The organism is Pseudomonas sp. TH34 (assembly GCF_016650865.1).
GTDB classification, from domain to species: domain Bacteria; phylum Pseudomonadota; class Gammaproteobacteria; order Pseudomonadales; family Pseudomonadaceae; genus Aquipseudomonas; species Aquipseudomonas yamanorum.
In genome coordinates this window covers 247,442-259,466 of the sequence record NZ_JAEKFB010000020.1, presented here as the reverse complement: position 1 = coordinate 259,466, position 12,025 = coordinate 247,442, and the positions used below count along the sequence as shown (strand labels likewise).

Here is a 12,025-nt window from a genome sequence, read left to right as displayed (position 1 = left end):
GGGCGCCCATTTTAAAGAGGCCCCTGGCATCCCCACAGCGAATTGTTAGACTGCAATCTATTCCAAACTGGAATCATGTGAATGGAATTCAAACAGCTGCGCAGTTTTGTTGAAGTGATCCACCGGGGCGGTTTTACCCAAGCCGGCAAAACCCTGCACATCAGCCAGTCCGCGGTCAGCAAGCAGGTGGCACAACTGGAGCAAAGCCTGGGCACGCCCCTGCTGGATCGCCTGGGTTCGCAGATTCGCCTGACGGCGGCCGGCCAAGTGGTGTTGCAGCGGGCAGAAGCGATGCTGCGCCAGCAAGCCGAGCTGCTCAGTGAGCTGGACGACTTGAATCAACTGACCCGTGGCGAACTGCGCATGGGCTTGCCGCAGTTGGGCGGTGACACGCTGTTTGCCGGCTTGTTTGCCGAGTACCGACGGCGTTATCCGAATGTCACCATTCAGTTGCTGGAAGGCGGCAGCCGCAATATCGAGCAGGCGATTCTGAGTGGAGAACTGGAGGTGGGCGGCAGCCTGATGCCCAGCGATCCGGCGTTCGCCTGGCAGGCATTCTGCGATGAGCCACTGGACGCCCTGCTGCCCATGGACCATCCGTTGGCCGACAACGCGCACATCCGCCTGGAAGAACTGGCCGACACGCCGTTCCTGATGTACCAGCGCAGCTTTGTATTGAACGACCGCCTGCTACAGGCCTGTCAGCAACTGGGCTTTACCCCGAAAGAAAGTGGCCGCAGCGGCCAGGCGGATTTCCTCGCGGCCCTGGTGGCCGCCGGCCAGGGCGTGGTGTTGCTGCCCAGCGTAGTAGCCCGAGGCCTGGTGCGGCCCGGGGTGGTGCGCCTGACGCTCAAGGCGCCGGAATACCTGCGCTGGGACATTGCCTTTATCTGGCGTGAGGGCGCCTATCTGTCGAAAGCCGCCCAGGCCTGGCTGGCGTTGTTACGCGAGTTTCCGGTCAACCGCGCAGTGCAGTAACCAACTCGGCCAGCCACGGCTCGGCGTCAGCTTCCGGGGTCACGCTTTCGCTGGCGTCCAGGCGCAGCATCGGCAGCACTTCGTGCACACCCAACTCGGCAAACAGCTCGCGCATTTGCTCGCCGCCGCCACAGAAGGTGTCGCCATAGCTGGCGTCGCCCAGGCCGATCACTGCGCCCGGCAGACCGCGCCAGGCAGCCGGCAGTTGGTCGCGAATGGTCGAATACAGCGGTTGCAGGTTATCGGGCAGTTCGCCCATGCCGGTGGTGGAGGTCACGGCTAAAAAGGCCTCGGGGGCAAAACCCTGCACATCGGCCAGGGTGGCGCGCGGGTTGTGCCAGGCGTCAAAACCCGCAGCGTTGAGGATGCTTGCAGCGTGACGGGCGACTTCTTCAGCCGTGCCGTACACCGAGCCGGAAAGGATGGCGACTTTCATCAATCTGATCCTGTAGCTGACTAAAAGCCTGGGATATTAACAGCTAGGGTAAGTGGACAGGCTGCTGGCATGTCTTAAACTGCAAATTCCCAAGACAAGCCATGGACCGCTAAATGATTAACGCCAAGCTGATGCAACTGGTGATCAACGCTTCCAACGACGGCATCGTGGTCGCCGAGCGTGAAGGCAAGGACAAGCCGCTGATTTACGTAAACCCGGCGTTCGAGCGCATAACCGGCTACACCCTCGACGAAATCCTCTATCAGGATTGCCGCTTCCTGCAATCGGGTGACCGCGACCAGCCAGGCCTGATGGCGATTCGCGAAGCGTTGGAGAGTGGCGGCTCCTGTCGGGAAATCCTGCGCAATTACCGCAAGGACGGCACGCATTTCTGGAATGAGCTGTCGTTATCGACGGTTTACAACGCGGCCGACAAGCAGACCTACTTTGTCGGTGTGCAGAAGGATGTGACCGTTCAGGTCAAGGCCCAGCAGCGTGTCGCGCAACTTGAAGCCCAATTGGCGGACCTCAAGGCGGAGCTTGCGGCACTCAAGTCGACGAGCGGATCTAACAAAAACTAGAAAACGCGGTCTTTAAAGAGATAATGGCGTTTTAATACCTTTTTCTTGAGCAAGATCAATGCAACGCGACGCGCTTTTGACGCAGGACGAGCTGGATTTTATTCAGACCATGCACCATAACCCGCAACTCAACGTGCGGGACGCGTCGTCGAGCCTGACGGTCAATGGCGGTGCGCAGATTCGTGATTTGCTCACCCGACTGGCCGCCCATGACCATGTCACCCTCCAGGCGCAATTCGACAACCAGCAAATGACCTTTCCGCTGCAATTGGTGGAAGACGAGTTTCATGCCGTGCATTTGCGGCTGGGTGTACCGAGTATTTTCGAAGACGGGCCGATGATTCGCCCGTGGCGTCTGGCGCTTGAAGAGCCGGTGCCGCTGGAGAATATCAAGGGCCAGCCGGGTGCACTCTGGGTGCATGAGGTGTCGTTCAAGGGGTTGCTGGTGGAAATTCGCGGGCGGATCAAGGCGCCAAAAACCTTTTCCCTGTGGTTCAGTCCGTCCGGGTACGAGCGTATCTCGGTGCGGGGCACCCTCGAGCGGGAAACTTCCCGAGGGTCGTTCGCCTATCGCCTAAACCAGAGTGATGTGGATGAAACCGAGCGCCTGCGCCAGTTTATCCTGCAGCAGCACCGCCTGTTCCATCCCGAAGTCCACGCCTGACGTCAGGTATCCAGGGTGCCGCGCAGAAACTGCTGCAAGCGGCGCTGCATCAATCGCCCTTCATTCCCCAGGCAGCCGACGGGCGACCCCTTCAGTTCCTCCTGGGCCAATTCCGCCGCATCGCCGGCTAGCAAAAGCGGGCAGTCGATGGTCAAGGCCAGCCGCTCAAGGCGCCGGGATAACTCACTGGTGGGCGAATGATTGGAGAACACCACAAGAGCTTGTGGCTTGGTTTTTTCGCAGATAAGCGTCAATTCATCTATCGGCTGGCCCACGCTCAAGACCTTGACCGCCAACTCGTCACTGCTCAGCAGCAAACCTGCGACCAACAGTTCAAGCTCTCGGCATTCTCCGGCGATCGCGGCCAGTAGTACCCGGGGCGCCGGGGAGGCGCAGCCTATTTGCAGGCGTTTCCAGGTACGGCTGCGCAAGAATCCATCAAAAAACAGCCATTCGCTGGTTTGGCCAAAGAGTCCCTGGTGACGCAGTAACTGCTGCCAGAGGGGCATCAGGATGTCCTGGAAAACCACCGCGACCGGGTAAGCCGCGAATATCTGGCCATATAACCGGTCCAGTTGCCGGTCGTCGAAGGCACCGACGGCCGTTCGCAATTGCTGCTGCCACTGGCTCCATTCATGCTCGGCGCCTGTTGGCGTAACCGCCGCAACAGCGGCTTGCTGATCATCGCGGGCGAGGATTTTCCCGACTTTGCTTACCGCCACGCCACGCTCGATCCAATCGAGAATGCGATGAACGGTCTCTATATCGGTGCGTGAATACAGGCGATGCCCGCTTTCGGTGCGAACCGGCTGTATCAGCCCATAACGACGCTCCCAGGCACGCAGGGTGACAGGGTTGATGCCTGTCAATCTTGCCACTTCACGAATCGGGAACAGCTCATCGGAATCGGCGGATTTGCCAACGGCGATATCGGGGCATGGAGCAGTCATTACAGACATCAGGGCACTAATATACTGTGAGGAACTTGGATCCCATTTAACGCCGATACGACTGTCCGTTTCAAGGTCTTCAGCCAGCCGACCAATGCCGCTGGTGTATTTCTTCAAAACAGGAATAATCCTTGCCTGTTTTTTCAACGTAGCTGCTTACCCGCAGCTTCGTTCGTGCGCCACCTACCCGGTTCAGCGCACCCGATCCTTATGGAGATATACGATGTCTACCTCCCCCGTTACCCTGATGGTTGCGCGCCGCGTGGCCAAGGGTCGTTACGAAGAGTTGATGGCCTGGCTGCGCGAAGGCGAGCAATTGGCCACGGACTTTCCCGGTTACCTGGGCTCCGGCGTGCTAGCCCCGCCGCCCAACGATGATGAATTCCAGATTATTTTCCGCTTCGCCGATGAAAAGACCCTGCATGCGTGGGAGTTTTCCGCATCCCGTAGTGCATGGCTCGGGCGCGGCAGTGAGCTGTTTGCTGCGCCGTCGGAGCATCGCGTACGCGGTATCGACGGCTGGTTTGGCGCCGCCGCCGCACGTCCGCCGCGCTGGAAGCAGGCTGTGGCCATCTGGCTGGCATTTTTCCCGGTGTCGCTGCTCTTCAACTTCGGTCTTGAGCCGCTGCTCAGCGAGTTGGGGTTGTTGAGCCGTGTGTTGGTCAGCACCCTCGCGCTCACGCCATTGATGGTTTACTTCTTCATCCCGTTATCGACCCACCTCCTGGCCGGCTGGCTGCATCCAGCCCCGGTTCGGGTAAAGGCCACCGAAGCCACCGTTTGAGTACAAGGGAGGCTGCGCGCTGGTATAGTTTTAGCCTGCCAGCGACGCGAGCTTCCCATGTCTTCAACACCCGCCCCGATCCTGATCACCGGTGCCGGCCAGCGTGTCGGCCTGCATTGCGCCCTGCGCCTGCTGGACGAAGGGCAGCCGGTGATTTTCAGTTACCGTAGCGAACGTCCCGGCGTGCAGACCCTGCGCGAGCGCGGTGCGATTGGCGTGTTTGCCGACTTTTCCTGCGAGGCGGGCATTCTCGCCTTCATCGACGAGTTGAAGACGCACACCCAGAGCCTGCGGGCGATCATCCACAATGCTTCGGCCTGGGAGTCAGAAACGCCCGGCGACGAGACCCGCGCGTTTGCCGACATGTTCAGTGTGCACATGCTTGCGCCGTACCTGATCAACCTGCATTGTGCTTACCTGCTGCAACGCTCCACGCCTGCGGATATCGTGCACATCAGCGATGACGTGACCCGCAAGGGCAGCCGCCAGCACATTGCCTACTGCGCCACCAAGGCCGGGCTCGACAGCCTGACCTTATCGTTTGCCGCACAACTTGCACCAACGATCAAAGTGAACGGCATTGCCCCGGCAATGGTGATGTTCAACGAGGGCGACGACGCGGCCTACCGCGCCAAGGTCCTGGCCAAGGCGGCACTGGGCATCGAACCCGGCCCCGAGGTGATTTACCAGAGCGTGCGTTACCTGCTGGATAACCCGTATGTCACCGGCACCACCCTGACCGTCAACGGCGGGCGGCATATCAAGTAAGCCGTTTGCGAGGATGTTGTATGACCTTATCCCTGCCCCACCACTACCGCGAGATCCTCAAGGGCCTGGGTGAAGACCCCGAGCGCGAAGGTTTGATCGACACGCCAAAGCGCGCTGCCAAGGCCATGCAGTATTTGTGTCATGGGTACGAGCAGAACCTGGAGGAAATCGTCAACGGTGCGCTGTTCGCTTCCGACAACGACGAGATGGTGATCCTCAAGGACATCGAGCTGTATTCGCTGTGCGAGCATCACCTGCTGCCCTTTATCGGCAAGGCCCATGTGGCCTATATTCCGACCGGCAAGGTCCTTGGCCTGTCGAAGCTGGCGCGCATCGTCGACATGTTCGCCAGGCGCCTGCAGATCCAGGAGAACCTTACGCGGGAAATCGCCGACGCCATCCAGCAAGTCACCCAGGCATCCGGTGTGGCGGTGGTGATCGAAGCCAAGCACATGTGCATGATGATGCGCGGTGTCGAAAAACAGAATTCAACCATGAACACCTCGGTGATGCTCGGCGCCTTCCGCGAGTCGAACACCACGCGCATGGAGTTCCTGCAACTGATTGGACGGAGCAAGTAGCAATGCCACAACTTCAGCCAGGCATGGCGCGCATCCGGGTCAAAGACCTGTGCCTGCGCACGTTTATCGGAATCAACGAGGATGAAATCCTCAACAAGCAGGATGTGTTGATCAACCTGACCATCCTGTATGCCGCCCAGGAAGCCGTACGCGACAACGACATCGACCACGCGCTGAACTACCGCACCATCACCAAGGCGATCATCGCCCATGTGGAAGGCAACCGCTTTGCCCTGCTGGAGCGCCTGACCCAGGAGATCCTCGACCTGGTGATGAGCAATACGTCGGTGCTGTACGCCGAAGTCGAAGTCGACAAACCCCATGCGTTGCGTTTTGCCGAATCGGTGTCGATCACCCTGGCGGCCAGTCGCTAACCCTTACCTTTGCAGTGAGTACCATGAACGATCAACAACGCCTCGAACTCGAAGCTGCCGCCTTCCGCCGGCTGGTGGCCCACCTGGACAGCCGCAAGGATGTGCAGAACATCGACCTGATGAACCTCTCGGGCTTCTGCCGCAACTGCTTGTCCAAGTGGTACAAGGCCGAGGCCGACGAGCGCCACATCGAGCTGAGCCTCGATGACGCCCGTGAAGTGGTGTACGGCATGCCGTACGCCGAGTGGAAAGCCCAATACCAGCAAGAAGCCAGTGCCGAACAGCAAGCGGCATTCGCCAAAGGAAAAACCCATGACTGACCTGAACACCCTGCGCGCCAGCCTCACCAGCGGCGAACATGCGTTTGCCGATACCCTGGCGTTTGTTGCCGCCGGTTACGACTACCAGCCACAAGCCTTCACCAACGGCAGCGTGGAAAACGCCGCCGGGCAGAACGAAGGTTCGTGCAAGACACTGGGCCTGGCGCTGCTGGAAGGCTTGAGTGATGAGGAAGCGCTGTTGGCGTTTGGCGAGCATTACCGTTCGGTACTGGCCACGCCTGAAGGCAGTGACCATGGCAACATTCGGGCGCTGATCGAGCATGGGTTGGCGGGTGTGAAGTTCACCGCACAGCCACTGACTCGCAAATCCTGAGTCAGGCATAGATCAAAATGTGGGAGCGGGCTTGCTCGCGAATGCAGGGTGTCAGTCAATGCATCGGGTGACTGATACACCGCATTCGCGAGCAAGCCCGCTCCCACATTTGAGCTGCGGTGTTGCATAAATCGCAGACGTAAAAAAACCGGCCTCGTAGCCGGTTTTTTTGTTTCAGCGGTTTAGAACGCAGCGTCCTTCAAACCGTCGAGGTAACGCTCGGCATCCAGGGCCGCCATGCAGCCAGCACCGGCGGAGGTGATCGCCTGACGGTAGACGTGGTCGGCCACGTCACCGGCAGCGAAGATGCCTTCGATGTTGGTGGCCGTCGCGTTGCCTTCACGGCCGCCCTGCACGATCAGGTAACCGTCTTTGGCATCCAGCACGCCTTCGAACAACGAGGTGTTCGGGGTGTGGCCGATGGCGATGAACACGCCGTCGACTTTCAGTTCGTCGAAGCTGCCGTCGTTGTTCTTCAGGCGAGCACCAGTCACGCCCATGTTGTCGCCCAGGACTTCGTCCAGGGTGGCGTTGAGCTTGAGGATGATCTTGCCTTCGGCCACGCGGGCATGCAGCTTGTCGATCAGAATCTTCTCGGCGCGGAAGGTCTCGCGGCGGTGAACCAGGGTCACGGTGCTGGCGATGTTGGCCAGGTACAGCGCCTCTTCCACCGCGGTGTTGCCGCCACCGACCACAGCCACTGGCTTGTTGCGGTAGAAGAAACCGTCGCAGGTCGCGCAGGCGGAAACGCCCTTGCCCATGAACGCTTCTTCCGACGGCAGGCCCAGGTAACGGGCGCTGGCGCCGGTGGCGATGATCAGCGCGTCACAGGTGTACACGCCGCTGTCGCCGGTCAGGCTGTAAGGCTTTTTCGAGAAGTCGACCGCGTTGATGTGATCAAACACGATTTCGGTTTCGAAACGCTCGGCGTGCTCTTTCATGCGCTCCATCAGCACCGGGCCGGTCAGGCCATGGACGTCACCCGGCCAGTTGTCGACTTCAGTGGTGGTGGTCAACTGACCGCCCGCTTGCATGCCGGTGATCAGCAACGGCTTGAGGTTGGCCCGGGCAGCGTAGACGGCAGCGCTGTAACCGGCAGGGCCGGAACCGAGAATAATCACTCGCGAATGACGGGTATCAGACATGACTCACTCCTATCGACCGCCCGGACTACAGAACGGCTGGAATAAAAAAGGACCGCGAAGCACTTGGGGAAGGCTTGAACTCGCAGATCCTGAAAATAATGGGTGCAGCGTATAGAGGGAGGCAAGATTAAGGAAATACGGAATAACAATCCAGCTCATAGGTGGTCTCTATCCCGTGCCCTCTATTAATCGACACCTTTGTTACCGTTAATGTCGCGAGGCGGGCCGTGCTTTCCCGGTACTCCCAAAGCCGGTAAGGTCGGCGCGTTCGCCCCCATTGCCCGGAGTCATTCATGCCCGCCCCCGTTCTTTCAGGCCCACAGTACCTGCGCGAAGGTCTCAAACTGGTACTCAGTCCTGGCTTGCGCCTGTTCGTGCTGCTGCCGCTGGCGATCAACCTGATCCTGTTCGTCGGATTGATCTACTTCGCCGGCCATCAGTTCAGCCTGTGGGTCGACACACTCATGCCGACATTGCCGAGCTGGCTGAGCTTTCTCAATTACCTGTTGTGGCCTTTATTCGTGGTGCTGGTGGTGCTGATGGTGTTTTTCACCTTCACCATGCTCGCCAACATCATCGCCGCGCCGTTCAACGGCTTCCTGTCGGAAAAGGTCGAAGTGGTGGTGCGCGGCACCGATGATTTCCCGGCGTTCAGCTGGGGTGAACTGGCGGCCATGGTCCCCCGCACCCTGGCCCGGGAAATGCGCAAACTGGGCTACTTCCTGCCCCGGGCCATCGGTCTGTTTATCCTGTCGTTTATCCCGGTGGTTAACCTGGTGGCCGCGCCGCTGTGGCTGCTGTTCGGCGTGTGGATGATGGCGATCCAGTACATCGACTACCCGGCAGACAACCACAAGCTGGGCTGGAACGAAATGCTCGCCTGGCTGCGCCAGAAGCGCTGGCAGAGCATGAGCTTCGGCGGGATCGTTTACCTGGTGCTGCTGGTGCCGGTGGTGAACCTGCTGATGATGCCGGCGGCGGTCGCTGGGGCGACGTTGTTCTGGGTGCGTGAACAGGGCGCCGAGGCCATGCCCGTTAAAAAGGCCTGAGCCGTCACAAATCCATCATCCAAAAGACACAATGACGACATGGCCCACGCCGACACTGTGGGTCATGACGACAGCTTCGCTCCACATCACCCTGATCACCGAAACCTTCCCGCCAGAGATCAACGGGGTGGCCAATACCCTTGGCCGCCTGTGTGACGGTTTGCGCGCGCGCGGGCATCAAGTCGAACTGGTTCGCCCACGCCAGGGCAGCGACCAGAGCCGGCCCAGTGACGATGGCCTGATGCTTTGCCGCGGCTGGCCTTTGCCGGGTTATCCGGGGCTGCAATGGGGCCAGTCGTCGATGCACAAATTGCTGCGCCGTTGGACCCGCCAGCGCCCGGATGTGCTGTATATCGCCACTGAAGGGCCGCTGGGCTTGTCGGCGTTACGTGCGGCACGGCGCCTGGGGATCAGCGTGGTGAGTGGCTTCCATACCAATTTCCAGCAGTACTCCAACCAGTACGGCCTGGGTATGTTGAGCCGGATGCTGACCCACTATCTGCGCTGGTTCCATAACCGCTCGACCTTGACCCTGGTGCCCAGCGCCAGCCAGCGCCTGGAGCTGGAGCGCCGCCATTTCGAGCGCCTGGGCATGCTCGCCCGCGGTGTCGACAGCCAGCTGTTTCATCCGGCCAAGCGCGACAATGCGCTGCGTGAAAGCTGGGCATTGAACAGTGACCAGATCGCGGTGCTGCACGTGGGCCGCCTGGCCCAAGAGAAAAACCTCGGGCTGCTCAAGCGCTGCTTTGAAACGCTGCAGGACACCTATCCACTGCGCCAGATGAAACTGATCATCGTCGGCGACGGCCCACAACGGGCGATGCTGGAAAAGGAACTGCCGGAGGCGATTTTCTGCGGCACCCTGCGCGGCGAAGAGTTGGCCAGGCATTACGCATCCGGGGATCTGTTCCTGTTCCCCAGCCTCACTGAAACCTTCGGCAACGTGGTGCTGGAAGCCATGGCTTCAGGGTTGGGTGTAGTGGCGTACGACCAGGCGGCCGCGACCCAGCACATTCGCCACGGCTACAGTGGCGTGCTGGCGATGCCGGGGGATGAGGAGGCGTTTTGCGATGCGGCCAATTGGCTGCTGGAAGAGCGGGAAAGTCTAAGGCGGGTGCGGCTCAATGCCCGGCAACACGCCAGCCGTCAGGGTTGGCCGGCGATTATCGAGCAGTTTGAGCGGCAGTTACGCGGGGTATGCGAGGACGAGCAACCAGTGCCCGTCCTGTCGCCCCTTACACCAACGTCGTCAACGCCTCACGACTGAACGGCAGGATATCGCCTTCACGTCCTTCGCGGACCTTCAGCGCCCAATCCGGATCCACCAGCAGTGCGCGGCCGACAGCGACCAGATCAAACTCGTCGTTGTTCAGACGCTCCAGCAGATTTTCCAGGCTGGCGGGTTGCGCCACCTTGTCGGTGTTGACCATGAACTGCAGGAATTCGCCGTCCAGGCCGACGCTGCCCACGGTGATGGTTGGCTTGCCGGTGAGCTTGCGGGTCCAGCCCGCCAGGTTCAGCTCGGAGCCTTCGAATTCCGGCTCCCAGAAACGGCGGGTGGAACAGTGGAAAATATCCACGCCGGCGTCAGACAGCGGCTTGAGGAACTCAGCCAGCGCTTCCGGGGTTTGCACCAGGCGCGCGGTGTAATCCTGCTGCTTCCACTGGGAGAAACGCAAGATGATCGGGAAGTCCGGGCCCACGGCGGCGCGGATGGCCTGGATCAATTCGATGGCGAAACGCGAACGGTTGGCCAGGCTGCCGCCGTATTCGTCGGTGCGCTGGTTGGTGCCTTCCCAGAAGAACTGGTCCACCAGGTAACCGTGGGCGCCGTGGATTTCCACGCCATCCATGCCGATGCTTTGTGCATCCTTGGCGGCTTGGGCGAACGCAGCGATCACGTCCTTGATGTCTTGCACGGTCATGCCGTGGACGACGACGTTGCCGTCCTTGAGTTTTTCAGTCGGACCATAGGCTGGCACGCTGGCATCCGGCTCGGTGCCGATGCGTCGTACGCTGCCCACATGCCACAGTTGCGGGACGATCTTGCCGCCTTCGGCGTGTACCGCGTCGACCACTTTCTTCCAGCCGGCCAGGGCGGCCTCACCGTAGAAATGCGGGACGTTCGGGTAGCCGTTGGACGCCGGATGACCGACCACGGTGCCTTCGGTGATGATCAAGCCGACGCCGGCAGCGGCGCGGCGGCGATAGTACTCGATCACTTTGGCGTTAGGCACACCGCCCGGGGAGAACGAACGGGTCATCGGCGCCATCACTACGCGGGTCGGCAGTTGCAGTGCGCCGAGCTGGAACGGTTTGAACAAGGCTTGGACAGGCATGGGAGCACTCCATCAGAAAGGAATTTATGATGTGGATAATATTGAGTGCGCAGCGTGCTGGATAGCACTATTGATTGGGGTGATTAAGGGGTAAAAGCGGGAGGGCATGGGGCTGCTGCGCAGCCCAGCGGGAGCAAGCTCCCTCGCCACAGCAAGCTCCCTTGCCACGGAAGCTCACTCGGCAATGCTGAAAGTATCAGCTCAATGCTTTTTCAATCGCCTGCACGATGGTGGGATCATCCGGCGGTGTACGCGGCGAAAAACGCGCCAAAACTCGGCCGTCTTTACCCAGCAGGAATTTTTCGAAGTTCCAGGTGATGTCCCCGGGAAACTCGGCGCCCTCGCCCGCCAGCAATCGATACAGCTGGTGGCGATCGTGGCCGTTCACCTCAAGTTTGCTGCCCAAGGGAAAGGTCACGCCGTAATTGAGGCTGCAAAATTCCTGGATTTCTTCTTCAGTGCCCGGTTCCTGCCCGGCAAATTGATTGCACGGCAGCCCGAGTACGGTGAAACCCTGGCTTTTGTATTGCTGATAGAGGTTTTCCAGCGCGGCGTACTGTGGTGTCAAACCACATTTGGAGGCGACGTTGACCACCAGCACGACTTGCCCCTTGAAGGGCGCCAGAGGCAGCTCCTGACCATCCAGGGCTTTGAGTTTAAGGTCGTGGAAAGCACTCATGACGAACTCCAGATATCCCATGTTCTTTGTAACGGCCACTCGA

The 12,025-nt window shown here is 60.1% G+C and carries 16 protein-coding genes; 11 read left to right on the top strand and 5 right to left on the bottom strand.

Going from position 1 to position 12,025, the window contains the following annotated elements; genetic code table 11:
- Positions 1–81: 81 nt before the first annotated feature.
- The gene (locus tag JFU58_RS14645) at positions 82–978 is read left to right on the top strand and encodes a LysR substrate-binding domain-containing protein (protein ID WP_063033091.1); all 897 of its coding nucleotides are present in this window, start codon (positions 82–84) and stop codon (positions 976–978) included.
- On the opposite strand, the gene JFU58_RS14640 is transcribed toward JFU58_RS14645, so the two are convergent.
- The gene (locus JFU58_RS14640) at positions 959–1,414 is read right to left on the bottom strand and encodes a flavodoxin (RefSeq protein WP_003208486.1); all 456 of its coding nucleotides are present in this window, start codon (positions 1,412–1,414) and stop codon (positions 959–961) included. The two genes, JFU58_RS14645 and JFU58_RS14640, sit on opposite strands and share 20 nt — an antisense overlap.
- A 113-nt stretch (positions 1,415–1,527) precedes the next feature.
- Here JFU58_RS14640 and JFU58_RS14635 point away from each other — a divergent pair, with 113 nt between their 5' ends.
- Entirely contained in the window at positions 1,528–1,995 is a 468-nt protein-coding gene (locus JFU58_RS14635) for a PAS domain-containing protein (RefSeq protein WP_063033092.1), read from the top strand.
- Between the two features lie 58 nt (positions 1,996–2,053).
- Positions 2,054–2,659, top strand: coding sequence for a hypothetical protein (locus tag JFU58_RS14630; protein WP_063033093.1), 606 nt, complete (start codon positions 2,054–2,056; stop codon positions 2,657–2,659).
- Positions 2,660–2,661: 2 nt separating this feature from the next.
- Here JFU58_RS14630 and JFU58_RS14625 read toward each other — a convergent pair whose 3' ends face one another.
- Complete coding sequence (locus tag JFU58_RS14625) at positions 2,662–3,618, bottom strand: MerR family transcriptional regulator (protein ID WP_063034059.1); 957 nt, start codon at positions 3,616–3,618, stop codon at positions 2,662–2,664.
- Between the two features lie 214 nt (positions 3,619–3,832).
- Here JFU58_RS14625 and JFU58_RS14620 point away from each other — a divergent pair, with 214 nt between their 5' ends.
- From JFU58_RS14620 to JFU58_RS14595, 6 genes are read left to right on the top strand one after another with little or no spacing between them, the layout of a single operon-like run.
- On the top strand, positions 3,833–4,393 hold the full coding sequence (locus JFU58_RS14620) for an antibiotic biosynthesis monooxygenase (RefSeq protein WP_201141006.1): 561 nt from the start codon (positions 3,833–3,835) through the stop codon (positions 4,391–4,393).
- Positions 4,394–4,450: 57 nt separating this feature from the next.
- Complete coding sequence (gene folM, locus JFU58_RS14615; protein ID WP_201141004.1) at positions 4,451–5,161, top strand: dihydromonapterin reductase; 711 nt, start codon at positions 4,451–4,453, stop codon at positions 5,159–5,161.
- Between the two features lie 20 nt (positions 5,162–5,181).
- Complete coding sequence (gene folE, locus JFU58_RS14610; RefSeq protein WP_017476020.1) at positions 5,182–5,742, top strand: GTP cyclohydrolase I FolE; 561 nt, start codon at positions 5,182–5,184, stop codon at positions 5,740–5,742.
- A gap of 2 nt (positions 5,743–5,744) precedes the next feature.
- Positions 5,745–6,116, top strand: a complete 372-nt coding sequence (gene folX / locus JFU58_RS14605; RefSeq protein ID WP_003208474.1) for a dihydroneopterin triphosphate 2'-epimerase — start codon at positions 5,745–5,747, stop codon at positions 6,114–6,116.
- Positions 6,117–6,139: 23 nt separating this feature from the next.
- Complete coding sequence (locus JFU58_RS14600) at positions 6,140–6,436, top strand: DUF1244 domain-containing protein (protein ID WP_063033096.1); 297 nt, start codon at positions 6,140–6,142, stop codon at positions 6,434–6,436.
- Entirely contained in the window at positions 6,429–6,770 is a 342-nt protein-coding gene (locus JFU58_RS14595) for a HopJ type III effector protein (RefSeq protein WP_201141002.1), read from the top strand. The genes JFU58_RS14600 and JFU58_RS14595 overlap by 8 nt, the downstream gene beginning before the upstream one ends.
- Positions 6,771–6,952: 182 nt before the next feature.
- Here the strand turns inward: JFU58_RS14595 and trxB are convergent, their stop codons facing one another.
- Positions 6,953–7,915 carry a thioredoxin-disulfide reductase gene (trxB, locus tag JFU58_RS14590; protein ID WP_063033099.1) on the bottom strand — a complete coding sequence of 321 codons (963 nt, stop codon included), beginning with the start codon at positions 7,913–7,915 and terminating at the stop codon, positions 6,953–6,955.
- 293 nt (positions 7,916–8,208) lie between these two features.
- On the opposite strand from trxB, the gene cysZ reads away from it, so the two are divergent.
- Both cysZ and JFU58_RS14580 read left to right on the top strand, forming a co-directional pair.
- Positions 8,209–8,964 (top strand): sulfate transporter CysZ, encoded by a 756-nt coding sequence (gene cysZ, locus JFU58_RS14585; protein WP_063033100.1) that lies wholly within the window; start codon positions 8,209–8,211, stop codon positions 8,962–8,964.
- A gap of 64 nt (positions 8,965–9,028) precedes the next feature.
- The gene (locus tag JFU58_RS14580) at positions 9,029–10,231 is read left to right on the top strand and encodes a glycosyltransferase family 4 protein (RefSeq protein ID WP_063033101.1); all 1,203 of its coding nucleotides are present in this window, start codon (positions 9,029–9,031) and stop codon (positions 10,229–10,231) included.
- Here JFU58_RS14580 and JFU58_RS14575 read toward each other — a convergent pair.
- Positions 10,200–11,303, bottom strand: a complete 1,104-nt coding sequence (locus tag JFU58_RS14575; RefSeq protein ID WP_063033102.1) for an NADH:flavin oxidoreductase — start codon at positions 11,301–11,303, stop codon at positions 10,200–10,202. The genes JFU58_RS14580 and JFU58_RS14575 overlap by 32 nt on opposite strands.
- Before the next feature lie 196 nt (positions 11,304–11,499).
- Positions 11,500–11,982: a glutathione peroxidase gene (locus tag JFU58_RS14570; protein ID WP_063033103.1), complete on the bottom strand. Its 483-nt coding sequence runs from the start codon at positions 11,980–11,982 to the stop codon at positions 11,500–11,502.
- Between the last annotated feature and the right edge of the window lie 43 nt (positions 11,983–12,025).

What these genes read in the sequence shown, in the direction of transcription:
- JFU58_RS14645 (WP_063033091.1), top strand. Translation starts at nt 82, where the DNA reads ATGGAATTCAAACAGCTGCGCAGTTTTGTTGAAGTGATCCACCGGGGC.
- JFU58_RS14640 (WP_003208486.1), bottom strand. Translation starts at nt 1,414, where the DNA reads ATGAAAGTCGCCATCCTTTCCGGCTCGGTGTACGGCACGGCTGAAGAA.
- JFU58_RS14635 (WP_063033092.1), top strand. Translation starts at nt 1,528, where the DNA reads ATGATTAACGCCAAGCTGATGCAACTGGTGATCAACGCTTCCAACGAC.
- JFU58_RS14630 (WP_063033093.1), top strand. Translation starts at nt 2,054, where the DNA reads ATGCAACGCGACGCGCTTTTGACGCAGGACGAGCTGGATTTTATTCAG.
- JFU58_RS14625 (WP_063034059.1), bottom strand. Translation starts at nt 3,618, where the DNA reads ATGTCTGTAATGACTGCTCCATGCCCCGATATCGCCGTTGGCAAATCC.
- JFU58_RS14620 (WP_201141006.1), top strand. Translation starts at nt 3,833, where the DNA reads ATGTCTACCTCCCCCGTTACCCTGATGGTTGCGCGCCGCGTGGCCAAG.
- folM (WP_201141004.1), top strand. Translation starts at nt 4,451, where the DNA reads ATGTCTTCAACACCCGCCCCGATCCTGATCACCGGTGCCGGCCAGCGT.
- folE (WP_017476020.1), top strand. Translation starts at nt 5,182, where the DNA reads ATGACCTTATCCCTGCCCCACCACTACCGCGAGATCCTCAAGGGCCTG.
- folX (WP_003208474.1), top strand. Translation starts at nt 5,745, where the DNA reads ATGCCACAACTTCAGCCAGGCATGGCGCGCATCCGGGTCAAAGACCTG.
- JFU58_RS14600 (WP_063033096.1), top strand. Translation starts at nt 6,140, where the DNA reads ATGAACGATCAACAACGCCTCGAACTCGAAGCTGCCGCCTTCCGCCGG.
- JFU58_RS14595 (WP_201141002.1), top strand. Translation starts at nt 6,429, where the DNA reads ATGACTGACCTGAACACCCTGCGCGCCAGCCTCACCAGCGGCGAACAT.
- trxB (WP_063033099.1), bottom strand. Translation starts at nt 7,915, where the DNA reads ATGTCTGATACCCGTCATTCGCGAGTGATTATTCTCGGTTCCGGCCCT.
- cysZ (WP_063033100.1), top strand. Translation starts at nt 8,209, where the DNA reads ATGCCCGCCCCCGTTCTTTCAGGCCCACAGTACCTGCGCGAAGGTCTC.
- JFU58_RS14580 (WP_063033101.1), top strand. Translation starts at nt 9,029, where the DNA reads ATGACGACAGCTTCGCTCCACATCACCCTGATCACCGAAACCTTCCCG.
- JFU58_RS14575 (WP_063033102.1), bottom strand. Translation starts at nt 11,303, where the DNA reads ATGCCTGTCCAAGCCTTGTTCAAACCGTTCCAGCTCGGCGCACTGCAA.
- JFU58_RS14570 (WP_063033103.1), bottom strand. Translation starts at nt 11,982, where the DNA reads ATGAGTGCTTTCCACGACCTTAAACTCAAAGCCCTGGATGGTCAGGAG.